Source organism: candidate division WOR-3 bacterium (assembly GCA_039801245.1).
Lineage (GTDB): Bacteria > Hydrothermota > Tepidihabitantia > Tepidihabitantales > Tepidihabitantaceae > JAOABP01.
The window spans coordinates 12,658-34,527 of record JBDRUF010000015.1 but is presented as its reverse complement, the minus strand read 5'-3'; the positions used below and the strand labels follow the sequence as shown (position 1 = coordinate 34,527).

At 51.8% G+C, this 21,870-nt stretch carries 22 protein-coding genes; 12 read left to right on the top strand and 10 right to left on the bottom strand.

The window, feature by feature from the left end:
* The first annotated feature begins 174 nt into the window (after window positions 1-174).
* From ABIK47_03490 to ABIK47_03470, 5 genes are all read left to right on the top strand, one after another.
* Entirely contained in the window at window positions 175-606 is a 432-nt protein-coding gene (locus tag ABIK47_03490; GenBank protein ID MEO0019689.1) for a hydrogenase iron-sulfur subunit, read from the top strand.
* The gene (locus tag ABIK47_03485) at window positions 606-1,454 is read left to right on the top strand and encodes a 4Fe-4S dicluster domain-containing protein (protein ID MEO0019688.1); all 849 of its coding nucleotides are present in this window, start codon (window positions 606-608) and stop codon (window positions 1,452-1,454) included. Before ABIK47_03490 ends, ABIK47_03485 begins: the two co-directional genes overlap by 1 nt.
* A complete protein-coding gene (locus ABIK47_03480; GenBank protein MEO0019687.1) occupies window positions 1,451-2,464 on the top strand; it encodes a 4Fe-4S dicluster domain-containing protein in 1,014 nt (337 codons plus the stop codon). Before ABIK47_03485 ends, ABIK47_03480 begins: the two co-directional genes overlap by 4 nt.
* A gap of 1 nt (window position 2,465) precedes the next feature.
* The gene (locus ABIK47_03475; GenBank protein ID MEO0019686.1) at window positions 2,466-3,305 is read left to right on the top strand and encodes an FAD/NAD(P)-binding protein; all 840 of its coding nucleotides are present in this window, start codon (window positions 2,466-2,468) and stop codon (window positions 3,303-3,305) included.
* Window positions 3,306-3,703: 398 nt separating this feature from the next.
* Window positions 3,704-3,970: a hypothetical protein gene (locus ABIK47_03470; GenBank protein ID MEO0019685.1), complete on the top strand. Its 267-nt coding sequence runs from the start codon at window positions 3,704-3,706 to the stop codon at window positions 3,968-3,970.
* Window positions 3,971-3,976: 6 nt separating this feature from the next.
* On the opposite strand, the gene ABIK47_03465 is transcribed toward ABIK47_03470, so the two are convergent.
* The 5 genes from ABIK47_03465 to ABIK47_03445 form a co-directional block, all read right to left on the bottom strand.
* The gene (locus ABIK47_03465; protein MEO0019684.1) at window positions 3,977-4,321 is read right to left on the bottom strand and encodes a VOC family protein; all 345 of its coding nucleotides are present in this window, start codon (window positions 4,319-4,321) and stop codon (window positions 3,977-3,979) included.
* A 1-nt stretch (window position 4,322) separates the two neighbouring features.
* Window positions 4,323-5,537, bottom strand: a complete 1,215-nt coding sequence (gene hutI, locus ABIK47_03460; protein MEO0019683.1) for an imidazolonepropionase — start codon at window positions 5,535-5,537, stop codon at window positions 4,323-4,325.
* Window positions 5,538-5,546: 9 nt separating this feature from the next.
* Window positions 5,547-7,688, bottom strand: coding sequence for a hypothetical protein (locus ABIK47_03455; GenBank protein MEO0019682.1), 2,142 nt, complete (start codon window positions 7,686-7,688; stop codon window positions 5,547-5,549).
* A 239-nt stretch (window positions 7,689-7,927) separates the two neighbouring features.
* Complete coding sequence (gene aspS, locus ABIK47_03450) at window positions 7,928-9,232, bottom strand: aspartate--tRNA(Asn) ligase (GenBank protein ID MEO0019681.1); 1,305 nt, start codon at window positions 9,230-9,232, stop codon at window positions 7,928-7,930.
* A 30-nt stretch (window positions 9,233-9,262) separates the two neighbouring features.
* On the bottom strand, window positions 9,263-9,889 hold the full coding sequence (locus ABIK47_03445) for a queuosine precursor transporter (GenBank protein MEO0019680.1): 627 nt from the start codon (window positions 9,887-9,889) through the stop codon (window positions 9,263-9,265).
* A 132-nt stretch (window positions 9,890-10,021) separates the two neighbouring features.
* Between ABIK47_03445 and hslU the strand changes: the two genes are divergently transcribed.
* The 4 genes from hslU to ABIK47_03425 all read left to right on the top strand — a co-directional run bounded on the left by hslU (window position 10,022) and on the right by ABIK47_03425 (window position 13,979).
* Window positions 10,022-11,365, top strand: coding sequence for an ATP-dependent protease ATPase subunit HslU (hslU, locus tag ABIK47_03440; GenBank protein ID MEO0019679.1), 1,344 nt, complete (start codon window positions 10,022-10,024; stop codon window positions 11,363-11,365).
* 2 nt (window positions 11,366-11,367) lie between these two features.
* Window positions 11,368-12,294 (top strand): ornithine carbamoyltransferase, encoded by a 927-nt coding sequence (gene argF / locus ABIK47_03435; protein ID MEO0019678.1) that lies wholly within the window; start codon window positions 11,368-11,370, stop codon window positions 12,292-12,294.
* The gene (trxB, locus tag ABIK47_03430; protein ID MEO0019677.1) at window positions 12,287-13,207 is read left to right on the top strand and encodes a thioredoxin-disulfide reductase; all 921 of its coding nucleotides are present in this window, start codon (window positions 12,287-12,289) and stop codon (window positions 13,205-13,207) included. Before argF ends, trxB begins: the two co-directional genes overlap by 8 nt.
* Window positions 13,208-13,271: 64 nt before the next feature.
* Window positions 13,272-13,979, top strand: a complete 708-nt coding sequence (locus ABIK47_03425) for an anaerobic ribonucleoside-triphosphate reductase activating protein (protein MEO0019676.1) — start codon at window positions 13,272-13,274, stop codon at window positions 13,977-13,979.
* On the opposite strand, the gene lipB is transcribed toward ABIK47_03425, so the two are convergent.
* The 5 genes from lipB to purD form a co-directional block, all read right to left on the bottom strand.
* A complete protein-coding gene (lipB, locus tag ABIK47_03420) occupies window positions 13,954-14,616 on the bottom strand; it encodes a lipoyl(octanoyl) transferase LipB (protein ID MEO0019675.1) in 663 nt (220 codons plus the stop codon). The genes ABIK47_03425 and lipB overlap by 26 nt on opposite strands.
* Window positions 14,617-14,680: 64 nt before the next feature.
* A complete protein-coding gene (lpdA, locus tag ABIK47_03415; protein ID MEO0019674.1) occupies window positions 14,681-16,075 on the bottom strand; it encodes a dihydrolipoyl dehydrogenase in 1,395 nt (464 codons plus the stop codon).
* A gap of 2 nt (window positions 16,076-16,077) precedes the next feature.
* Window positions 16,078-17,229, bottom strand: coding sequence for an acyl-CoA dehydrogenase family protein (locus tag ABIK47_03410; protein MEO0019673.1), 1,152 nt, complete (start codon window positions 17,227-17,229; stop codon window positions 16,078-16,080).
* Window positions 17,230-17,239: 10 nt separating this feature from the next.
* Window positions 17,240-18,208 carry a hypothetical protein gene (locus ABIK47_03405; GenBank protein MEO0019672.1) on the bottom strand — a complete coding sequence of 323 codons (969 nt, stop codon included), beginning with the start codon at window positions 18,206-18,208 and terminating at the stop codon, window positions 17,240-17,242.
* Window positions 18,209-19,489 carry a phosphoribosylamine--glycine ligase gene (gene purD / locus ABIK47_03400; protein MEO0019671.1) on the bottom strand — a complete coding sequence of 427 codons (1,281 nt, stop codon included), beginning with the start codon at window positions 19,487-19,489 and terminating at the stop codon, window positions 18,209-18,211.
* 256 nt (window positions 19,490-19,745) lie between these two features.
* On the opposite strand from purD, the gene rbfA reads away from it, so the two are divergent.
* The 3 genes from rbfA to ABIK47_03385 are packed head-to-tail and all read left to right on the top strand — an operon-like array spanning window position 19,746 to window position 21,862.
* Window positions 19,746-20,138 (top strand): 30S ribosome-binding factor RbfA, encoded by a 393-nt coding sequence (gene rbfA / locus ABIK47_03395; GenBank protein MEO0019670.1) that lies wholly within the window; start codon window positions 19,746-19,748, stop codon window positions 20,136-20,138.
* On the top strand, window positions 20,053-20,988 hold the full coding sequence (gene truB, locus ABIK47_03390) for a tRNA pseudouridine(55) synthase TruB (GenBank protein MEO0019669.1): 936 nt from the start codon (window positions 20,053-20,055) through the stop codon (window positions 20,986-20,988). Before rbfA ends, truB begins: the two co-directional genes overlap by 86 nt.
* Window positions 20,978-21,862 (top strand): bifunctional riboflavin kinase/FAD synthetase, encoded by an 885-nt coding sequence (locus ABIK47_03385; protein ID MEO0019668.1) that lies wholly within the window; start codon window positions 20,978-20,980, stop codon window positions 21,860-21,862. Before truB ends, ABIK47_03385 begins: the two co-directional genes overlap by 11 nt.
* Window positions 21,863-21,870 lie beyond the last annotated feature (8 nt).

Below are 21,870 nucleotides of genomic sequence, written 5' to 3'. Positions count from 1 at the left end.
AACTGTTGCCAGTGGTGTTTACATCTGCCGCTTCCTTGCTGGTGACTACCAGCGCAACATCAAACTCATCCTCCAGCGCTGAAATACCTACTGTTTTTAAAGGGGGGCAGGATTTCCTGCCCCCTTTTGTCAAACTGGACAGACAATCTCACGCAGTTATAATCTTGTTTCAAGATGCCCGAAGGAAATGAATTTGAACCGAAGATAGTTGCCTTTCTGTGCAACTGGTGCTCTTATGCCGGTGCCGACCTTGCCGGCATCTCCAGGATGCACTACCCACCTTCAATCAGGGTAATCCGGGTTCCCTGTTCTGGCAGGGTTGACCCTTTTTTTATCTTGCAGGCGCTGCAACAGGGTGCTGATGGTGTTCTGGTCTCGGGCTGCCATCCTGGTGACTGCCATTATCTCACCGGTAACTATGTTGCCCGCAGAAGGTTTGCGGTCTTAAACGACCTGCTTGAGTTCTGCGGGATCGAGCCGGGCAGGGTGACATTTGCCTGGGTTTCTGCATCTGAAGGCGAGCGGTTTGCCCAGCTGGTGAAGGAGGTAACCGAAAAGGTGAAGGGGCTTGGACCAAACCAAAAACTGAAAAAGGAACTGCCTTAATGAGCCGAAGCGAAAAACTGCGCCAAAGGGCAAAGGAGCTGCTCGCGAGTAAAGAGGTGGCAATGGTTATCGGCTACTGCGCCGGTTCCAAGCCGGGATTGAGCCAGCCGGCATTCATCACGAGACCAGAAGAAGCACAACGACTCATCTTTGACTCCACCTGCTCCCAAAACCTTGCCAACTACCTATTGAAGGTCAAGAATTCAGGCAAGGTCGCTGTTGTTGCCAAGGGCTGCGACTCCCGCTCAATTGTGGTGCTTTTGCAGGAGAACCAGATTCAACGGGAAAACCTATATATCCTTGGTGTTGGGTGCGATGGGGTGGTTCAAAACGGCGCCAAATCGGTATCCTGCCTTGCCTGCCAGTATCCCAACCCGGTTATCTACGATGAGATGATTGGCGATGAGGTGGAAAAGCCTGCGCCTGACCCGATAGTTGCCAAGAATGACAAAGAGTTTGAGCAACTTTCTTCAGCTGAGCGCTGGCAGGTTTTAAGCGAGGACATCAGCCGCTGCATCCGCTGCTATGCCTGCCGTCAGGTCTGCCCGAACTGCTATTGCCCGGTGTGTTTTGTTGACGCCTCAATGCCGCAACTGGTGGGCAGGACCCACAACCTTTCTGACAATATGGCGTTTCACATCATCCGCGCCTTGCATATGGCGGGCAGGTGCGTGGAGTGCGGTGCCTGCCATCGTGCCTGTCCGATGGGAATTGACCTGATGCGGCTCAACCGCCGGGTGGCAAGAATCGTCAGGGAGCGGTTTGATTCAGTTGCCGGTGTTGACATCAACAAGCCGCCCGCCTTGACACAGTTCAACCCCGCTGACCCGCAGGAGTTTATCAAATGAAGAAGTACCTCCTCACGCGGCAGGAACTCAGTCAGCTCCTTGACCGCCTGGCAAAGGAAACCAATTTGTATGCACCGGTAAAGGACAAGACCGGTGCCACCTGGGGGAAAGTCAAAAATACGGCGGAAGTCCATCTTGAAGAGGTAAACACCCGGGAACCGGCAAAGGGGTTTATCTTCCCGCGCTGCGAGGTCCTCTTAAGGTTTGACCAGAAGGGCAATGCGCTTGAACCCGAGCCTCCCGAGGAGCAAATTGTCTTTGGCATCCGACCCTGCGATGCCCGGGCAATCGCATTTCTTGAGAAGTTCTATACCATTGAAGGCAAGACCGACCCTTATGTCAAGGCAAGACGGGAAAAGACAACCTTTATCGGGCTTGCCTGCAACCGCACCGCGCCCACCTGCTTCTGTCTTGCCCTCGGTGGTAGCCCGCACGACGCAACCGGTATGGATTTGCTTTTGACCGATTTGGGTGATCTTTTCCTCGCCGAGCCGCTAACCGCAAAAGGGGAGAAACTGATTGCCGGTTATCCTGAGGCAAAGAATGAACACCTGACCGCAGGGGCAAAACTGAGGAAGAAGGCAGAGGCGGAAATCCCTTTGCGCATTGACACGGCAAAACTGCAAGAGGTCCTGCCAAAGGCGTTTGCGAGCAAAATCTGGGAGACCCTTGCCCTTAACTGCGTCAACTGCGGCGCCTGCACATTTCTCTGCCCGACCTGCCACTGCTTTGATGTCACCGATGAGACAGTTCGTGGCAGCACGGTTCGCTGCCGGGTCTGGGACTCCTGCCAGTTTACCCTTTACTCCCGGCATGCCTCTGGTCATAACCCGCGCCTTGACCCAAGAGCAAGGTATCGCAACCGGGTGATGGACAAGTTCTACTACACGGTTGAACAGGCGGGCGTAATCTCCTGCGTTGGTTGCGGCAGGTGTATCATTGCCTGCCCCGCAAATATTGACATTCGCACGACAGTGGAAAGACTGCTCAAGGAATTTCCGGAGGAGTAAAATGAACAACCCCTATCTGCCTTTGCCGATGCGCATTGAGAGGGTGGTGATTGAGAATGATGCCCGTGACCTGAAGACCTTTGACCTCGCCTTTGTTAACGACTCTGACCGTAAAGGCTTTCAGTTCCTTCCCGGTCAGTTCGCATTTCTCTCGATTGCCGGTGTTGGTGAGGCACCATTTGGCATCGCCTCAGCACCGCACGAGCCCTTAATCAAATTCACGGTCAAAAGGGTTGGCGTCTTCACCACCGCCTTGCACGAACTGGAACCGGGCGCAATCATTGGCATGCGCGGACCCTGGGGCAACTTTTATCCATTGGAACTGATGACGGGCAGGGATGTGGTGATTGTCTCGGGCGGATTTTCCTTTACCACCCTGCGCGCCACCATCGCCCATCTCCTCTTGCCGGAAAACCGGCAGAACTTCGGCAAAATCACCGCAATCTATGGCGCCCGCTCCCCTGGCGAACTGTTGTACAAGGATGAAATCCGTCAATGGGAAAAAAGCCCTGATTTGCAACTGGTCCTCTGCGTTGACCGGCTCAATGGCGCTGACTGGCCAAAAAGGGAGGGTCTTGTGCCCAATGTCTTAAAGGAGGTGGCACCGCCAGCGGCTAATGCGATTGCCCTGGTGTGCGGTCCGCCGATAATGATTAAGTACACCCATCCGGTCTTAAAGGATTTGGGGTTCAAGCCAGACCAGATATTCCTCTCCCTTGAAAACCGGATGAAGTGCGGGATTGGCAAATGCGGTCACTGCAACATCGGTCCGAAATATGTCTGCAAGGACGGACCGGTCTTCTCCTATTCCCAGCTCCTCAACCTGCCCCCAGAATACTAAAAAATCCTACCCGCAAATTTGGCTGTTTTTGACATCCGGTTAAGTATACCTATAAGTATACAAAAGGCAAATGGGGAAAATTGATATATGACATTGAATTTCAATATGTTAGCAATAAAATAACCAAATTTACACCCCACCCCCTCTACCATCCCCCTATGGGTTGTTTATGTGGTTTGGCTTTTGATTTTTTATCCTATCAGTCAAAAACTCCCGAACCTTCCCTATAACCCTCCAACCCCAACCAAATCACCTGTTGCCATCATCACCTCCCCAAACCCAAAGGGTAAGGTCCTGCTGGCTGGTGAAATCAAACGGACAATTATAACCCGATTTCCAATGGTATTGGACCTGCGCTTCCTCTTGACAGAGAGCTCTTTCCTTGTTATTATTAACCGATGCGCGCTGAGGAGAAAAAGCCAAAGGCAACTGAGGAGAAAATCAGCCGGGTTGATTTTGACGAGGTGGAACGCATCCGCAGCGGCTGGCGCAGCCTTTACGACCTTTTGATTATTGTGGCTATCCTTGCCGGAATCCTCATCTTGGGTTATCTGTATCTGCGCAACCGTGGGCGTCCAGAACCAATTGTCCCCCAAACGCCTGCAAGCCAAAACATCTGGATTCCAGGGGTTGACTATCAGCCAAAACCCGAGGAAGGCGAATAACCCCGGCTAATCCTTTGCCCAGATGCCAATCCTGCACCCGCACGGGTCACGGAAAAAGGCGTAATAGCCGAACCCGCCCCCGATTTCGGTCTTAGGCTTTTCTATCCTGCCGCCAAGCTCCTCAACCCTTTTCAGTGTTGCGGGAATGTCTTTCACCTTGATATACACATCGATGCCGGGTTCGGGCATCTTCTCAACCTTGAAGATGCCACCGCCCGGTCCTTCCTCAACAGCAAACATAATGTACTCTTCAGAAAAATCGGTCATCCTCCAGCCGAAAAGACGGGCGTAAAAATCTTTTGACCTTTTCAAATCGGTTGCCGGAATCTCCCAGTGGCAGAGGCTGTTCATCCTAACCCCCTTCTCTATGATACACTATCTTGCCCCGGCTCAACACCATCCTTACCGGATTGTGTCCAAGCCGATATGCCAGATGCCGGTAATCAGGCACATCGGTAATCACAATATCTGCCCTTTTCCCCGGCTCAATGCTACCAATCTCCCTTTCCATCTTCAGCGCCCTTGCCGCATTGATTGTTACCCCGCGCAAAGCCTCAACAATGGTCAGCCCGTAATACAGGCAGGCAAACTGCACTGTCAGAACCTGGGCAAGCAGGGTTGATGAGCCCGGGTTAAAGTCTGTTCCCAAAGCCATCTGAATCCCCAATTCGCGCATTTTCTTCACCGGCGGTTTATGTCGCTCCTGCAAAAAAAGGGCGGTTGCGGGCAGAAGAGTAGCAATTACCCCCTTTTCCGCCATCATCTTTAGACCTGTGTCTGACGGCTGCAGCAGATGACTGGCAGCAATCGCGCCAACCTCACCAGCAACCTCAGCCCCACCTGAACTCTCAACCTCATCGGCATGGATCAAAGGCAAAAGACCGAACCCCTTTCCCGCCTCAAGAATCATCTTGCTCTCCTCGGAATTAAACACAAAGTTTTCACAGAAGACATCACAGAACCTTGCCAGTTTCTTTTGGGCAACCTCGGGCAGCATCTCCTCAATTACCAGCCTGATATACTCCTTCTTTTCCATCCCCTTCGGCACCGCATGGGCACCCATAAATGTCGGAATTACCTCAATCAGACCTGCCTCATTCAGCCGCTTAACTACCCGCAACAACTTCAGTTCATTCTCCTTATCAAGACCATAACCCGACTTTACCTCCACTGTTGTTGTTCCCCAGGAGACCATCTCCTTCAACCGCCCCAGTGCGGTCTGGAAAAGTTCATCCTCACTCGCCTCCCTTGTCATTTTCACCGTGGCAAGAATCCCGCCACCCGCCTCAAGAATCTCCTTATAACTTTTCCCCAAAAGCCGCATCTCAAACTCATCCGCGCGCCAGGAGGCAAAAACCAGATGGGTATGAGGGTCAACAAAACCGGGCATAACCACCGAATTTTGACAGTCAATTCTCTCCTCACCGGGCTCGGGCTGCAAACCCCTGCCAATCTCAACAACCCGCTCCCCTTTAATCCGCAAAGCCCCGCCTGCAATTATTCCCAGACCCTCATCCGCCATCGTGAGAATCTGAGCGCAGTTAAGAAGGACTTTTTGCTCCTGCACCCCTTATTTTCAGTTCAAAATTACCAGTTTCTGCACACCGCCAACCTTTTCATCAAAGGAGCGGACAAAATACATCCCCGCAGGCACAGGCCTGCCATCCTCACCCTTCAGGTCCCAGATGAGCCGATTACCATCAAGAGGCTTGAGCGTGCGCACAAGTTCGCCAGTGGCGTTATAAACCTTTAGCCCCTTTCCCCCCTGAAACTCAACCCCGCCCTGACTTAAGAGTCGCACATTTGCACCCTGAATCTTCACCCCAGGAGCCGGGGCGGGGCTGTTTTTCTCCTCAATACCAGGTCTGAACCTCACCCAGAATGACCAGGGTGTGGAGAAATCGCCCCAGTCAAGCCGGTTCCGCCCTTTGCAAACCCATTTGTAAGACCTGCCATAGGTGAAGATGGTATCGGGCAACGAGCAACGGGGAGAAACCCCAACGCAGGACCAGATGGTATCGCTCCCACCGGAAATCACCCGGAAACAAAAACTGTCAATATCGGTTCTGGTGGTATCAACCAAAAGGACTATCGGCGGCGAGAAAATCTGGTGACCGTTAGGGGGCGCAAGCGGGCTCGGCGGCAAAGGTCCGCGCAAGAGCCGAAAGCAGCCAAAAGTGCCATCAGCAGATACAAGAATGCCATTGCGATACTGTCGGAACCTCAGCCGCACCGAATCGCAGGAGGAAAGTGTCGGGTCAATAAACCAGTTGTAGGTCCCGGTATCAGGCACACTGTCCAAGAGACTCCAGTCCACCCCGGCATTGAAGGAGATGTCAATTGCAACCCAGTCCCCGGGTGTGCCAAAGTTGTCCCAGCGCACTTCAACCGTATCACCAATCTGCAGAATCTCACCCCTGCCAATGGAGTTGTAGAATGTATCTCCTAAAGGATAGCGCACCTCCAGTTTGTGCTCATCACCACCTCCAGGATGGGGCGATGCCACATGGGAGCGGTCAGGACCGGAATAATGCCACCACTCTGCCGGCTTCCACCAGGTGTTATGGACATAGATGTCCTTTTCCGGTGTCCGGTAGCCATAGGCGGCAAGGGAGTGAATCTGCCACAAGGCTGACCAGACCAGCGCATAGCCGGCATCAATCTCCTGGACAATCGTTGACCATGCCCAGTCATTGCCACTTGTGCCCAAATCCTCAACAATGTCAAATGAATAGCCATTTTCATAGGCAACAAGGTATAGACCCTGCCCAATTGCGTTGATTATCGTTGCCCCCCTGGTCGTGTCCGTAAACATATAAAGGGCACACTCGCGCTGAACATTGGGAACCTGCTTGTCCCATTCGCCCTCCACCATATCCCAGCGCTGCCAATACCAGTCAACCAGCCTGCCATAGTCCTGGGTTCTGTCAATATAGCCCATCACCATTGCCGCGGCTGTTGGTGTGCAGCCATAACTCCAGTCATAAAAGGGCGCCTTGTCCGCATCCGGCACATAAACCTCGTTCCAGTGTGAAAAATCCCTTTTCAGCGCCTGTTCCCACTCCTTTTGATAATGGGCAATTGCCCTCTCATCAAAATCAAGGGTTCCGGTCGCAATTTTCTGGGTATTAACATAACGGACAAAATCCTCCCTTGAACCCCAGTTCTGTTCAAAATGGGTAGAGTATATTATCCTCTGCCCCTCGGTGTTCTCGAACTCAAGGAATGTCGCGGGCAAAATAAAGTAAATCCTCTCAAGATAGGCATCAGGACCCAAGACCTCCCTTGCCCTTCTTAACCCCTCAGGCGCCACCGCATAAAACTCGCTTGTGCCATAACCATAACAGACAATCGGTGTCCTGTCAGAGCGTGCCGAGATTAAAATATGGGCATATTTTGAGCGCCATCTGGTCAAATCGGTATTTACGGTCAACCCCTCCCTTTCCTCAAAAATGTCTCTGACAACCTGTTCATAATCGGGAAAGGGCTTGCCATCGGTGCGGAAGTGGAAGATGTATCCTGCGGTCTGACCCTGTTCATCAACTACCGGCACAACCGTTCCCAACCGGCATCCCGGCCATTCCGCGGCCGCCTTTCTCAGCGCCAGGCTCTTTATCGTCTGAAAGTCAACCGCATTCGGTGGTGTCAAACCCGATTCGGGCAGATTCATCGCCAATAAGGCGCCCAAACTGCAGAACAGGACAAAAAACATTCTCATTCTTTCTCCTTTTTTGTTAAATCCCTAACAGAATATTCTATAATCAAAATCAGCACTGTCAAAAATGACAAAACCAACCCCATCCCAAAATGGTAAGAGCAAGGGAAAGGGTGGAGAGGACCTACCCTCTCAAAAGGTGGGATTAATTAAGGCATTGTTAAACAGTTACTTAAAAATCGGGGGCAGATCTCGTCGTTAACAAATAACCCTTTTGTGGCTCTTAATGATTATGGGCTTTTTCAGGGTGTGAGCCGGAAGCGGTCGCGCGGGAAAAAACTTGCCTCCCTGACATTGGTAAGCCCTAAAAACTGCTGTGTCAGCCTTTCTGCACCAATCGCCAGACCACCGTGCGGTGGCACCGCATACTTGAATATCTCCAGATAGAACTCAAAACTTTCCGGGTTCAGCCCGAAATAGCGGATATTCTCCAGAAGCATATTGTAGTCATGGATGCGCTGGGAACCGGTTGTCACCTCCAGCCCGCGAAAGAGAAGGTCAAAACCAAAGGTGTATTCCGGCTCATCCCTGTCCCACATTGTATAAAAGGGTCTGGTCTTGCGCGGGTAATGGGTGACAAAGATGAACTCGCTATTATAAACCCTCTCGGCGTACGCGCACAACTGCCGCTCCGCCTCCGGGTCCAGATCCAGCATATCCTTCACATCCCTGCCAAAATCCCTTTTTAACACCTCCAGCGCATCCTTGAATTTGATATAGGGGATTCTGTCAATCTCGGGCAAGCGCGCCTGTAACAGTTGCAACTCATCCGCACAATTTTTCTTAAGGTTTTCAACCATCTCCTTCAGCATCTGCTCCTCAAGCCTGGTCACATCCTCAAAGGATTCAATGAAACCCATCTCATAGTCAAGGGAAAGGTACTCATTGATGTGCCTTGATGTGGCATGGTCCTCTGCCCGATAGACAAAACCAACCTCAAAAACCCGCTCATAACCAGCACCGACAAGCATCTGCTTGTAAAACTGCGGGCTCTGCGCCAGATATGCCTTCTGTTCAAAATACTGAATCGGAAAAAGCGCGGTCCCACCCTCGGTACCCGCGGCAACAATCTTGGATGTGTGCACCTCCAGAAAACCCTCCCTGCGCAAAAAATCCCGAAAGGAGCGGACAATCTCCGCCTGCACCCGAAACACCGCACCCAGTTCCGGATTGCGCAGACTGAAAGCCCGGTGGTCCAAAATCATATCCAGTTTCAGATTCAACTTCCTCTTGGAGCGGTTCACCTCAAAGGGCAAAGGTGCCACCGGTGCAATCAGAACCTTGATTTGTTCCAGTTCCAGTTCGCACCCCTGCCGCGCCTGGGGCTCGGGCTTGACCCTCCCGATGACCTCAACGATTGACTCCCGCTGAACCTGGTCAAGATTGAACCTCTCCGGCTCACCTGTTACCGCCTGGGTTATTCCGCTGCGGTCACGCAAAAGCACAAAACAAATCTTGCCCAGTTTGCGGATGTGGTGGACCCAGCCCAAGAGCCGGACCCGCTCGCCGATATGCTGGGGCAAATCCCGCGCCAGTGTTCTTTCCATACCCTCAATTTACCCGACTTTAACCTATTGTCAAGCAGTCCGCCGCTCGCGCACAAGGTAAATCATCGGCAGGGAGATAAAGGTGGTTACGCCCTTGAGAATCACATTTGCCCAGAAGATGCTCACCACCACCAAAAATGGCATCCTGCCGATAAAGGCAAGGGAGCAGAAAAGGGCAGAGTCCAAAGGCACACTCACCCCATTGGATACCAAGACCCTTAGCCACTGCCGGCGCAAACCCATCCGATTCACCCACAACTGATAGATTTCACCATCAACCAGTTCTGATGCCACCTCGGCAATGATTGAGGCGATGACAATCCGCCAGACCGGAGAAAGCACCATCCCGAACTCCAGTTGCGGTCCAACCTGAACATCTGGCGGCAGCCGGGCAACCAGCCAGAAAAGCCCTGCCATAAAAAGGTTGATTATACCGGCAGCGACAATCACCCTCCGCGCCACCTTTATCCCGGCGGTCTTGTGCACCAAATCCCTGATGGTAAAGGTGAAGGGATAGATTAAGGTGCCCGCATCCATACTGAAACCCACGAACCGAACAATGCGCAGGCTGGCGATGTCGGAAAGAATCTGGGCACCAATATACGCCGCAGTTACCAGCGCCACACCGGAAAGCGCCTCTTCACCTTTTTGGCTCATAGTTGATAGTCCTTAGTTTATGGTTCTTGGTTCAGAGTTCAACTACTAACCTCCAATAGACATCGGAAAAATTCCTATTGCCAGTTTTGCCCTTTGACTTTTGAATCGCGTTTATTATCCTTTTAACACCCGATGAACAGCAATCCAGTTGGCAATTCGGAATTGGGGCGGGCATTGACCCCGCGTGAGATTGTTGCCGAACTTGACCGCTATATCATCGGTCAGGAAAAGGCGAAGAAGGCGGTGGCAATCGCCCTGCGCAACCGCTGGCGCCGGAGCCAGATCCCTGACCGATTGCGCGAGGAGATTCTGCCCAATAACATCATTTTGATTGGACCAACCGGTGTGGGCAAGACCGAGATTGCCCGCCGGCTCGCCCGGCTGGTTCAGGCACCATTTGTGAAGGTTGAGGCATCCAAGTTCACCGAGGTTGGCTATGTCGGCAGGGATGTTGACTCAATGATTCGTGACCTGATGGAGATTGGGGTGAATATGGTCAAGGCGGAAAAGACCAAAGAGGTGCAGGAAAAGGCAGAGGCGCTTGCCGAGGAGAAACTTCTGAAACTCCTCTTGCCTGAAGATACCTCCAGAAACCCGGGCGTGCGGGAAAGGCTGCGGGAGCAACTGCGCAAGGGGGAGCTTGACCAGGAGATGGTGGAAATCAAAGCCACCTCCGCAATGCCCCTATTCCCTGATGTCCTTGCTCAGTTTGGCGGTGAGGAGATAATGATTCAGTTGCAGGATATGCTCGCACCGACATTGCCCAAGCAGACCAGAAGGAGAAAACTGACCGTTGCCGAGGCAAGGCGGGTTTTAACACAGGAGGAGGCGCAGAAGCTGATTGATATGGATGAGGTTATTGCCGAGGCAAAGCGCCGGGTTGAACAGAGCGGCATCGTGTTCATTGATGAAATTGACAAGATTGTCAGTACCACACCATCAACATCCGGACCCGATGTCTCGCGCGAGGGTGTGCAGCGCGACCTCTTGCCGGTGGTTGAGGGTTCAAGTGTTCTGACCAAATACGGGATGGTGCGCACCGACCATATCCTGTTCATCGCCGCCGGCGCATTTCACAAGGTCAAGCCTTCAGATATGATTCCTGAACTCCAGGGCAGGTTTCCCATTCGGGTGGAACTTAACCCTTTGACCGCTAAGGACTTTGTGCGGATTTTGACCGAACCGGAAAACGCCCTGATCAAGCAGTATACCGCACTCCTTGCCAGTGAGGGTGTGAAACTGACCTTTACCCAGGATGCGATTGCCAGGATTGCCGAGATCTCCTTTCAGGTCAACAGCGAAACCGAAAACATCGGTGCCAGAAGGCTGCACACGGTGATGACCACCCTCCTTGAGGATATTCTGTTTGATCTGCCCAACCCCAAAACCAAATCGGTGCGCATCAGAGCCATTGATGTGGAAAGAAAGCTGAAGGACATAGTTGCCAGCAAGGATTTAAGCCGCTATATTTTATAATTATGAAAAAGGACCTGACATCAATTGCCGACCTTAATAAACAGGAAATCCTTGACCTCTTGAAAGAGGCGGGTGAACTCAAAGAACGGGTGAAGAAAGAAGGGGTTTTAAACATTGCCCGGGGCAAGATGGGCGTGCTGATCTTTGAAAAGCCCAGCCTGCGCACACGGGTGACATTTGAGCGGGCTTTGCAACAGTTGGGTGCGAGCAGCACCTATTTAAGCCCGCAGGACATCGGACTGGGAAGACGGGAAAGCGTACCTGATGTTGCCCGCAACCTTTCCCGCTGGATTGACCTAATCATCGCCCGGGTGTTCGAGCACGAAAAGATAACCCAGCTGGCGGAGTATGCCAGTGTCCCGGTTATCAACGCCTTATCCGACCTTGAGCACCCCTGCCAGATACTTGCCGACCTTCTGACAATTCTTGACCATCATCACTCACTTGTTGGTGTGACCGTCGCTTGGAGCGGTGACGGTAATAATGTCTGCCACTCACTCTTGCTTGCGAGTGGAATTGTCGGCTTCAATCTCAATGTTGCCACCCCCAAGGGTTTTGAACCATCAAAGGAGATAATCGAAAAAAGCCAAGAGTTTGCTAAAAAGAGCGGCGCCCGAATAAAACTGACCTACGACCCTTGCGAGGCGGTAAAGGATGCCGATTTTATTTACACCGATGTTTGGGCATCTATGGGGCAGGAGAATGAGGCGGAACAGCGAAGGGAGATTTTCCGACCTTATCAGGTCAATATGGCTCTTCTGGCTAAGGCAAAAGCCAGTGTCAAGGTCCTTCACTGTTTGCCCGCACATCGGGGTGAGGAAATCACCGATGATGTCCTTGATGGTCCCCAATCAATTGTCCTTGACCAAGCAGAAAACCGGCTCCATATCCAGCGTGCCATTCTTGCCCGGCTGTTAAGTAATGTTTGAGCCGGAAATCCTTATCATTGGTGCGGGACCCGCAGGGCTAACCGCAGCCATCTATTCCAGCCGCAACGGACATCCCACCCTGATTCTCGAGAAAGAAGTTCCCGGCGGACAGATGGCTAAGACCGCGTTTATTGAAAACTACCCTGGTTTTTCTCAGCCGGTCAAAGGCTTTGACCTTATCCAGGAGATGGAGACCCAGGCGCGACGCTTTGGTGCCATAATTGAACAGGATGAGGCAACTGGGCTAAAAGACGCATCCAAGAAAATCGAAGTGCAGACAACAAATCGAACCTACAATCCCAAGGCGGTGATAATCGCAACCGGCACCCAACCCCGCTCCCTCGGCTTGGAAAACGAGACTCAATTTATTGGCAAAGGTATCTCCTACTGCGCTATTTGCGACGGACCATTGTTTAAGGACAAGGAGGTGGCGGTTGTTGGTGGTGGTGACTCGGCACTTGAGGAGGCGGAGTTTTTGACACGTTTTTGCGCCCGGGTTCACCTGATTCACCGCCGGGAGGAGTTCCGGGCGGCAAGGGTTGTTCAGGAACGAGTCCGGGCTAACCCGAAAATCACCCTCCACCTCTCGCAGGTCATCGCCAAAATCATTGGCAAACAGAACCTCGAAAGCCTGGAACTGAGAGACTTAAAAACAGGGAATAGTACCATCTTACCGGTCTCTGGGCTTTTTGTTTATATCGGTCTTGTGCCCAATACCGGCTGGTGCCAGGGTGTTATTGCTCTTGATGAACAAGGTTTCGTCATCACCGACGAAAAACTCCAGACCAGTCTTCCTGGCATATTTGCTGCAGGTGATGTGAGAAAAAAAAGTGTGCGGCAGATTGCCACTGCGGTTGGCGACGGTGCGCTTGCCGCAATGACCGCGCACGAGTTCTTGGTTCATAGTTCTTAGTTCTTGGTTCTTAATTTTTCAGTTCTTGCACTACAAACTAAAAACTATAAACTTCAAACAATCTATGCGCATCGTCGGCTTTATCCCTACATCGCTCGTTGACTGGGACGGTAAAATCACCTCGGTTATCTTTATAGGGGGCTGCAATTTCCGCTGCCCATTCTGCCAGAACGCGCAGGTGGCTGATGATGACCCCTCTTTGCCGACAATAACCTGGGAGGAAATCAAATCCCTTCTCGAACGCAAATTGGGCTGGCTTGATGGTGTAGTCATTTCCGGCGGTGAACCGATGATGCATCCAGAAATCTTTGAGCTCTGCGCCCGGATCAAAGAATTGGGACTGAAGGTGAAAATGGACACCAACGGCTCTTTTCCCTATCCCTTGAAAAGGGCGATAGCGCTTAAACTGATTGACGCCGTAGCAATGGACATCAAGGCACCATTAAACAGCCGTTACTCCAGCGCGGTTGGCCGGCACCTACCGAGTTTAGCACCTCTCAGGCGGTCAATCCGACTACTTTTGGAGTCAGGGATAGAGTATGAGTTTCGTGCAACAATTGTACCCGGTCTGATTAATCCCGAAGACATCCCTGAAATCGGGAAAGCCATCCAAGGGGCAAAAATGGTTGTTTTTCAGCAGTTTGTGCCAGAAAATGCCCGCGCACCAGCCTTTAGGCAAAAAAAGCCTTACACCCTTCAGGATGTGGAAAGGATGCGCGCCGAAATTGCCAAGTTTGTGGACAAGGTTAAACTGCGCGGGAAATTCTATTAAAAACTATTCCAAACACCTTTTCAAAACCCCTCCTCACCGCCCCGCGCACCTCCTTCATCTGAACCTCGCCTCCATCTTTTAATACCAATTGCATTGCGGTCATCTCCTGTGATGAAAGACCACAGGGATTAATCAATTGAAATCCATTTAAATCCGACCCGACATTCAGGGCGAATCCGTGCATTGTCACCCTGTTTTTAACCGCGATTCCAATTGAGGCAATCTTTTTCTCCCCTACCCAGACACCCACCATTCTCTCCTTTGCTCCTGCCTCGATTCCGAACTCTCCTAACGCCTGAATCAGCACCTCTTCAATTTTCTCCACGAACCTACGCACACCAACCAACCCCTCACGGAGACGAAAAACAGGATAACCAACAAGTTGTCCTGGTCCATGATAGGTGATGTCACCGCCCCGTTCAACCTGATAAATCTTAATCCCGCGCCGGGCAAGTTCATCTTCGGAAACGAGAAGATTTCTCTTATCAGCACCCCTGCCAATGGTGATGACGGGAAAATGCTCAAGGAGGATCAGCGTATCATCAATCTCATCGGCAACACGTCGCTCGTGGATTTCCCGTTGTATCTTCAGCGCCTCAAGATAATCAACCCTGCCCAGTTCAATCAGAACCGCCACGGTAATGTTTATAGTTTGAAATTTATAGTTCTAATAACCAAAAACTAAATCTAAGAACCATGGACTATCTGTTAAGGATGTGGATTGCACTCCCTAAGAGGAGGTGAGCCGCCTCAAATAACAGCTCGCTCATTGTCGGATGGGGATGAATGACCCTGCCCATATCTGCCGCGGTGAGCCCGAGTTCTACCGCAAGCGTCCCCTCGGCAATCAGGACATCAGCCTGAGGTGCAAGGATGTGAACCCCTAAGATCCGTCCGGACCTTTCTTCAGCAACAACCTTGCATAGACCTGAGGGCTTACCTAAGGTCAATGACCTGCCGATGGCGTTTGCCGGGACCTTAACGACCTTCACCTTGAGTCTTTGCTTCTCCGCCTCAGTCGCGGTGAGTCCAACACTCGCACATTCAGGGTCGGTGTAAATAACATTTGGACAGGTTGTGGATGAAGAAAAGACTCCTTGACCGATGCCTTCTGCGAGGCAGAGACCCTCATACATCGCCTTGTGGGCGAGGAGAGGACCACCCCGAACATCACCAATCGCGAAAACCCCTTCTGCGTCAGTCTCAAAATTGTCGTGAGTGATTATGAACCCCCGCTCATCCATCTTGACCCCAGCCTCTTCAAGCCCAAGACCTGTGCTCCTTGGCTTTCTTCCCACCGCTATCAAAACCTTATCTGCGTGCTGTTTATTCTCTTCTTCATTAACATCCCACAAGACATCAACGCCGCCGTTTTCCTTCTGACACCTGACCCCTTTCGCATTTAGCCTGAACTCGACCCCTTCCCGTTCCAGTTCGCGCTGAAGTAAAACTGCAATCTCCCTGTCGATTCCAGGTAAAATCTGGTCACACACCTCAAGAACCGTCACCTTTACACCCAGACGCTGAAAAATTGTGGCAAACTCCAGACCAACCGCACCCGCACCCACAATCACGATACTTTTGGGCAACTCAACCAGATTGAGGGCATCGCTGGAATCAATTATCCGCTGGTGGTCAAACTCATACCCTGGCAAAGGCAAGGGTTCAGAACCAGTGGCAACAATGATGTTTTTGGCTTGAATCTCAACTTCCTCGGGAGTCATCACTAATACCTTTCCCGGACTTAGAACCTTTGCCCGGCCGCGAATGAGTTCCACCCCGTTGTTCTTGAAGAGAAACTCAATCCCCCTTCCCAGCCTTTCAACAATCCGTCCCTTCCACGAACCGAGACTGACAAAGTCAATGGTTGGGGGATTAAACCCGATGCCCATTAACCTTGCCTCAAGGGCGTTGCGGATAATACTGGCAGAATGAAGGAGCGCCTTCACCGGGATACAGCCCCAGTTAAGACAAACCCCGCCCACCTTTGCCTCTTCAATCACCACCACCTTCTTACCCAATTGCGCGAGCCTGATTGCCGCCACATAACCGGCAGGTCCAGCACCAATTACAGCCACATCCGCAATCTTCTTCATTTTTACCAAAGTGTCCCCTTAATCAATTCCGAAGCGATGATTAGCCTCTGAATCTGGTTTGTGCCCTCATAAATCTGGGTAATCTTGGCATCACGCATCATCTTCTCCACCGGATAATCCTTCATATAACCATAACCACCTAAGATTTGCACCGCATCGGTGGTCACCCGCATCGCCGTATCAGAGGCCATCACCTTTGCCATCGCGGCAAGACCCGAGATGTTTTTTACCCCGGCATCTGCTGCCCGCGCCGCCTCATAGACCAGCGCCCTTGACGCCTCAATCTGAATTGCCATATCCGCCAGCATCAGCTGAATCGCCTGGAAACTGGCAATCGGCTGTCCAAACTGAACCCTGGTCTTGGCATATTCCAGCGCCTCATCAAGCGCACCTTGAGCGATGCCAACCGCCTGCGCGCCCACACCCGGTCTTGTTCGGTCAAATGTCCTCATCGTCTGGATAAATCCCAGCCCCTCTTCCCCCCCCAACAGATTTTCCTTTGGCACCCGGCAGTCCTGAAAGACCAGTTCCGCGGTCTTGGAGCAGCGAATCCCCATCTTGTCCTCAATCTTGCCATAGGTGAAACCGGGCGTGCCATCCTCAATGATAAATGCGGAAAGACCACGCGCACCTCGCTCCGGGTCGGTGGAGGCGATAACAGTATAAATCTTTGCCACGCTGCCATTGGTGATGAACTGCTTGGTGCCGTTAAGCACATAGTAATCGCCCTCACGCCTTGCCCTTGTCTTGACATTACCGGCATCGGAACCAGCCTGCGCCTCGGTGATGGCAAATGCCGCCAGTTCCCCTTGCGCCAGCCTCGGCAGAAACCTCCTTTTCTGCTCCTCGGTGCCGGCAAGGATGATGGGGAATGTGCCCAACCCGCACGCCGCATAGCCCAGTGCTACCGCACCATCAACCCGGGAAAGCTCCTCAACCACAAGACACATCTCCAGGATGCCGCCACCAAAACCACCATACTCCTCCGGTATGTAGATTCCCATCAGTCCCAGTTCTGCCATCTCCTTCATCAAGGCAAAGGGAAACTCACCGGTCCGGTCAAGTTCCTGACGCACCGGCTTTATTTTTTCAACCGCAAACCTTCTTGCCAGGTCCCTGATTTCCTTCTGGGTATCGGTAAAAAAGTATTCCATACACCTCCTTTTATTTAAACCGCTCCCTTAACTCCGCTGTCACCTTTAAAACCCCGGCTTTGATTAAAAGAGCGGTCTGGCGGTAAAACTCAACTGACCTCCCTATCGGGTCAGGAATCTCAACCTCCTTTTCTGGATAACCACCCAAAAGCCTCACCTTAACATCCGCCTCTGGCAATAGATTAACTATCCAGGACCTTTGTCCCGGCTCCATCACCAGAATCAAATCCGCGGTATCAATCATCTCCTTATTTAACTGTCTTGCCCGATGTCCGGAGATGTCAATATCCATCTCCATTGCAACATTAATCGCATTGCCGGTTGCCTGTCTCCCAACCGGTGCGGCAACCCCTGCCGATGTTATTACTACCGGCAGCCCCTTCAGTTCTTGGACCAAAAGCCCGGCCGCAATTGGACTCCGACAGGAGTTACCGGTGCAGACAACCAGAACCGAAAAATACAACCCGGGTCCAAGACGAACCCTTTTCCTCAAGATGGCTTCAAGCCCCAAAATTCCCAATCTCCCCTTACGCAAAACGGTTGGTGTTTCGCCGGAAAAGTCAATTACCGTTGGTCCCAATCCCCACTCTTTATCAATAACCACCAGTTTCAGCCAGTCGCCAAAATCGTTCATCAGCTCCTCAGGCTCTTCTCCCGCCCCAGGCAGACCAAACCATAAATCTGCGCCCACTTTCTTTAGCATCGCCTCGGTAAAAGGCTCCCATCCCAAGGCAAGCCCCTCTCCATCCTTTAAAACCGCCACCGCCTCCTTCTGTAACACCTGCCTGATCTCCCCACTCAACCCGAGAGCATCAGGCGGCACCAACCGGTAAGCCCCACCCAGCCTCTCTCTAATCTCCTTAGGGTTTAATCCCAAAACCGCACACCCACCAAAAAGGGGCATCATCACCGCCCCGCTCTCAAGCGCCTTCACAACCGCCTGCGGCTTAACCCGTGACCTCTTTACTACCTTTGCCACTCACCGCTCCTCTTGGAGATACCTTAGCCCCTTTGCACCGATGTCGCGGCGGTAATGCATACCGGGGAAATGGATGAGCCCGATGCCATAATAGGCACGCTCCCTTGCCTCAAAAAGGGTTTTTCCGATCCCGGTTACCCCTAAAACCCTGCCACCACTGGTAAAAAATTTACCCTCAACCATCTTCGTCCCGGCATGAAAAACAATTGTGCTCTCCCCGCCCTCAACTTCACCGGAAATGGGCAACCCCTTTTCATATGTGCCCGGGTACCCCTTTGCTGCCGCGACAACGCACAAAGCCCATTTTTGGGGCTTAGGCATCCTTTCCCCATCCTCACCCAACCTTCCGTGCGCACAGGCAAGGCACAACTCGGCAAGGTCATCATCAAAGATGGGCAGAATCACCTGCGCCTCTGGGTCACCAAAACGGCAGTTAAACTCCAAAACCTTAGGACCATCAGCGGTAAGCATCAGACCGGCATAAATCGCACCCCGATAAACAATCCCCTCCTTTTTCAAAGCATCCAAAAGGGGCACAAATATCAGCCTCACAATCTGGTCAAAAACAAGAGGTGTCACCGCGGGCACGGGCGCATAAGCACCCATCCCACCGGTATTTGGACCCTCATCATTGTCCAAAAGCCTTTTATGGTCCTGGGAAGGAGCCAGAAACCGCAACCGCTCGCCATCACAGAGCGCAATGATTGAAGCCTCCTCACCGCTAAGAAACTCCTCAATCACCACCCGCGAACCCGCCTCACCCAACCTGCCCTCCCTCATCAAAATGGTGAGAAATCCTATCGCCTCCTCCTCATTTTCGCAAACCTTCACCCCTTTGCCTAATGCCAGACCACACGCCTTGACGACAACCGGAAAGCCGCCTCTCTTTACATAATCAACCGCCTTTTCAAAATCGTCAAACACCTCAAACCTCGCGGTGGGGATCCCATATTTTTTCAAAAGGTTTTTGGCAAAACCCTTATCACCCTCCAACAGAGCAGCCTGGGCATTCGGTCCGAAAAGAACCAGCCCCTTTTTCTCAAACTCATCGGCAATTCCCGCAACCAAAGGCGCCTCTGGACCGACAACGGTCAAATCAACGCTGTGTCTCCGGGCAAAGGCGATAAGACCGGCAAAATCGGCTGGGTCAATCTCAACGCATTCAGCCAGCCTGGCAATCCCAGGATTCCCGGGCGCGCAGAAAACCTGATGCCCCTTACGGGCAAAACTGTAAACAAGGGCATGCTCTCTGCCACCACTACCGATACACAAAACCTTCATATTGTCATTGAATTTACCTTTAAATCTTTAAAAGTCAAAATAGTCCTAAGGAAATCCACAGGGGGAGTGACCCCCGGGGTCATCCTGAATATCCTCTATTATTATGAAATTACGATACTTAATAAATCGATTTTAACTAAAATTATGGTCCCTCTACCCCAGTTTTAAAAATGGGATGAAAACCAGCCTGACGCCTTCCTGAAAAACAACCTTAAGAATAAATGGACACTTGGCAAAAAAATTGTAATATTAACCTATGCACCATCGGGACCTACGGGTGGCAGATGCAATTCGCGACATCGTTGCCGAAATCGTCTTGACGAAAATATCTGACCCGAAAATCGGCTTTGTCACTATCACCCGCTGCTCACTTTCCCGTGATTTGCGCAACGCCACGGTCTTTTTCACGGTGATGGGTGACAACCAGCAACGCAATCTCACCCTTGCCCGTCTTGAGCACGCCCGGGGATTTATCCGTCACCTCCTGGGCAGGCGCCTGAAACTGAAGTTCCTTCCTGAAATCCACTTCAAGGTTGACGAACTCCTTATGCAGGAAGACCGCATTGGCAGAATACTTGACGAACTCAACCCCGAAAATTCCGAAGAAAAAGCAGATGGGTCTGATGCGCGGCATTCTCAACATCAATAAGCCGGCTGGTATCTCCTCCTACGATTGCATCCGCCAACTGAAACCGCTCCTTAAGCCCAAAAAGATTGGTCATGCCGGTACCCTTGACCCACTTGCGAGCGGCGTTCTTTTGATACTTGTCAACGAGGCAACGAAAATCAGCCGGCTCCTAATGGACCTGCCCAAGGAGTATGAGGCGGAAATAAGGTTCGGCATCCAGACCGATACCGACGACATTACGGGCAGGGTGATCAACACCACACCTGTTCCCACCCTCACCCTTGAGGAACTAGCCCATTTCCTTTACCAAAAGTTTGCGGGAGAAATTGAGCAAATCCCACCCCGATTTTCCGCTCTGAAGTCTGCAGGTGAACCACTTTATAAACTTGCCCGAAAAGGAGCCGATGTTAACCCAAAGCCTCGGACTGTCAATGTGTATGAAATCAGGCTCTTGGAATGGCATCCGCCCATTGCCCGGATTTATGCCCGGGTTTCAGGAGGCACCTATATCCGCGCCCTGTGCCGTGATATCGGTCTTGCCCTCTCATCATCCGCCACCCTTAGCAGTTTGATTAGAAAAAGTATCGGCAACTTCAAAATCTCGCAGGCATATACCCTCCGCCAATTACAGGAGTCTAAAACCAAACTCGCTGAATACCTTGTGCCAATTGAGAGGGCGCTTGGGCATCTACCCAAGGTTTTTGTCTCAAAAGACCAGGCGCAGGCGCTCTTTCAAGGCAAAATTGGCATTGGGAACTTGCTCCCCCATGAAGGGTTGGTTCTTGCCCAGACCGAAGACAACCGTTTCCTTGCCCTCGTCAGAATAAAAAACGGCGCCCTTTTTCCGGAACGCATCATCTATGCCGATTAATCTAACAATCGGTGGCTTTGACGGCATCCATCTCGGACACCAGGAGATCATCAGGCGGGTTCAGGAAATCTGCCGTGATAATCGCGGCACACCCGGGCTTATCACCTTTCATCCCCATCCAGCCCAGCTCCTTTATCCCGACTTCCCTTATCTTCTGACCCCGCTTGAAGAGAAACTTCTCTTACTAACCGAACTGGGCATCGAGCAGGTCTATATCATCAGTGTTGACCAGAAGTTACTTGCTACTGAGCCAGAGGAGTTTATTGAAACCCATCTCCTTAAACTTAACCCTGCCGCGATTGTTGTGGGGGCTGACCACCGGTTCGGCAAAGGGGCGAAAGGCGATGTCAATCTTCTTAAGCGAATCCTTGAACCTAAAGGAATAAAGGTGGAGATTGTGCCTGAGGTTATCCATCTGGGCGCACCGGTGAAAAGCACGAGAATTCGCGAACACCTGATCTTAGGTCATATCCGGCTTGCGGCTGAACTGTTAGGTCGACCTTATTCCCTTACGGGGATAGTGGTTCCAGGAACTGGGACCGGCAGGCGCATCGGATTTCCCACAATCAACATCCAGCCGCCAAAGGAAAAACTTTTGCCTCTTGAGGGGGTGTACGCTGGAACCGCGGAAATTAAATCCCAACAGTTTCCCGGGGTTGTCAACATCGGTTTCCGCCCCACATTTGCTGGCGAACAGAAGACCGTAGAGATTCACCTCCTCAATTTCCCATCCCAGGTAGATTTGGGTGAAAAGATCACGATCCGCCTGATTGAACGCATCCGACCAGAACAGCGTTTCCCCAATCCTCTGGCGCTTGCTGAAGAGATCCGTAAGGACATCGCCGCCGCCAAAAAAATACTGAATATTATTTGACATTTGCC

What these genes read in the sequence shown, in the direction of transcription:
- ABIK47_03425 (MEO0019676.1), top strand. Translation starts at nt 13,272, where the DNA reads ATGCGCATCGTCGGCTTTATCCCTACATCGCTCGTTGACTGGGACGGT.
- trxB (MEO0019677.1), top strand. Translation starts at nt 12,287, where the DNA reads ATGTTTGAGCCGGAAATCCTTATCATTGGTGCGGGACCCGCAGGGCTA.
- ABIK47_03470 (MEO0019685.1), top strand. Translation starts at nt 3,704, where the DNA reads ATGCGCGCTGAGGAGAAAAAGCCAAAGGCAACTGAGGAGAAAATCAGC.
- ABIK47_03465 (MEO0019684.1), bottom strand. Translation starts at nt 4,321, where the DNA reads ATGAACAGCCTCTGCCACTGGGAGATTCCGGCAACCGATTTGAAAAGG.
- ABIK47_03410 (MEO0019673.1), bottom strand. Translation starts at nt 17,229, where the DNA reads ATGGAATACTTTTTTACCGATACCCAGAAGGAAATCAGGGACCTGGCA.
- ABIK47_03475 (MEO0019686.1), top strand. Translation starts at nt 2,466, where the DNA reads ATGAACAACCCCTATCTGCCTTTGCCGATGCGCATTGAGAGGGTGGTG.
- ABIK47_03445 (MEO0019680.1), bottom strand. Translation starts at nt 9,889, where the DNA reads ATGAGCCAAAAAGGTGAAGAGGCGCTTTCCGGTGTGGCGCTGGTAACT.
- ABIK47_03490 (MEO0019689.1), top strand. Translation starts at nt 175, where the DNA reads ATGCCCGAAGGAAATGAATTTGAACCGAAGATAGTTGCCTTTCTGTGC.
- argF (MEO0019678.1), top strand. Translation starts at nt 11,368, where the DNA reads ATGAAAAAGGACCTGACATCAATTGCCGACCTTAATAAACAGGAAATC.
- hslU (MEO0019679.1), top strand. Translation starts at nt 10,022, where the DNA reads ATGAACAGCAATCCAGTTGGCAATTCGGAATTGGGGCGGGCATTGACC.
- ABIK47_03485 (MEO0019688.1), top strand. Translation starts at nt 606, where the DNA reads ATGAGCCGAAGCGAAAAACTGCGCCAAAGGGCAAAGGAGCTGCTCGCG.
- lpdA (MEO0019674.1), bottom strand. Translation starts at nt 16,075, where the DNA reads ATGAAGAAGATTGCGGATGTGGCTGTAATTGGTGCTGGACCTGCCGGT.
- purD (MEO0019671.1), bottom strand. Translation starts at nt 19,489, where the DNA reads ATGAAGGTTTTGTGTATCGGTAGTGGTGGCAGAGAGCATGCCCTTGTT.
- ABIK47_03480 (MEO0019687.1), top strand. Translation starts at nt 1,451, where the DNA reads ATGAAGAAGTACCTCCTCACGCGGCAGGAACTCAGTCAGCTCCTTGAC.
- rbfA (MEO0019670.1), top strand. Translation starts at nt 19,746, where the DNA reads ATGCACCATCGGGACCTACGGGTGGCAGATGCAATTCGCGACATCGTT.
- aspS (MEO0019681.1), bottom strand. Translation starts at nt 9,232, where the DNA reads ATGGAAAGAACACTGGCGCGGGATTTGCCCCAGCATATCGGCGAGCGG.
- ABIK47_03455 (MEO0019682.1), bottom strand. Translation starts at nt 7,688, where the DNA reads ATGAGAATGTTTTTTGTCCTGTTCTGCAGTTTGGGCGCCTTATTGGCG.
- ABIK47_03385 (MEO0019668.1), top strand. Translation starts at nt 20,978, where the DNA reads ATGCCGATTAATCTAACAATCGGTGGCTTTGACGGCATCCATCTCGGA.